Annotated in this window: 1 pseudogene; it reads right to left on the bottom strand. The window is 73.7% G+C overall.

The features are described from left to right. Window positions 1-1087 (bottom strand): annotated as a pseudogene (locus IG54_RS43400) (hypothetical protein); the annotation flags it as partial. Window positions 1088-1268 lie beyond the last annotated feature (181 nt).

The raw sequence follows: 1268 nt of genomic DNA, 5'->3' as shown, positions 1-1268 counted from the left end.
CCTTTGGTGCGGGGGTGAGGGATGCCTCGGGGGTTGCGGTTCGGGGTGCCTTTGGTCCGGTGGTGAGGGATGCCTCGGAGTCCGCGGCGTGGGGTATTTCCGGCCCGGCGGCGAGGGATGCCCCGGGGGTTGAGGTTCGGGGTGCCTTTGGTCCGGTGGTGAGGGATGCCTCGGGGGTTGCGGTTCGGGGTGCCTTTGGTCCGGTGGTGAGGGATGCCTCGGAGTCCGCGGCGTGGGGAATTTCCGGCCCGGCGGCGCTGGATTCCTCGGCGGCTCGGGGCCGGGGTGTCGGCAGTTCCGCTGTGCCGGATATCCGGAGGCCGGTGGTCCGGTGTGCCTTTGCCACGGTGACCATGGACGTTTCCGGCCGCGCCGTCGCGGGCGTCCCCGACACGACGGCGCCGACGGCCTTCCGCTCGCCGCGCCCCGGCGCCCCGCCCTCTCGGGAAGCAGGCCCGCGCAGGCGCCTCGCAGTCGACACCCTGCGTGCCAGCCACGCCACGACCAACAAGGTGATGGCCGTGTTGACGGCCACCACCAGCGCGCTCACCAGCCACACCCCGCCCACCGAGGCCAGCCGCAGGGCCGGGGGCAGTTGCCATTGGCTGGAACCGAGCAGGCCCCAGGGCCCGCCCAAGCCCTCCCAGGACCTGACCAGTTCGACCATCAGCCAGCCCGAGGGGAGCACCACCAGCGCGGCCGCGGCACGCCCCGGCGCGGGCACACCACCGAGGAACTTGCGCACCAGTCGGCCCCACGGGGCCCACAACAGGCCGAGCAACGCGGCGATGACGACCGTGAACACATGCAGGCTCGGCAGCAGCCAGTGGTGCACGGCGACCATGAAGCCGAGGCCGCCGAGCCAGCCGTCGAGCATGGCCCGCCGCCCGGTCACGGCCGTACGGACCAGGAGGATCCACGGCACCAGCGCCACGTACGCGAACCACCACAGTGACGCGGCGGGGAACGCGAGGGCCGGCAGCGCCCCGGTCAGGACGGCGATACCGCCTCGCCACCAACGTGAGGTGAGCAGCGGCTCGGCGCGGAACCTGAGCCGCCCCCGCCGATCGTCGCCGAACAGATCCATGCAGCGCCTCCCTCGGTCCCCGACGCCCGATCGTGTACCCAGTGTGCGCGCCGCCGACGATCTAGAACAGTGGGCATTTGTTCGGGTGGGGCGGGCTGCTGAGGGGCGTGACGGGGTGTGGCGGGGCGTGGCGGGGGCCGGGCGGAGCCTGGCGCGGCGGGGGGGCGGGGCGCGCGGCCGG

This window comes from Streptomyces sp. NRRL S-920 (genome assembly GCF_000717945.1).
Classification (GTDB): domain Bacteria; phylum Actinomycetota; class Actinomycetes; order Streptomycetales; family Streptomycetaceae; genus Streptomyces; species Streptomyces alboniger.
The sequence above is the reverse complement of the archived record's forward strand: the minus strand, read 5'-3'. Positions and strand labels throughout refer to the sequence as shown.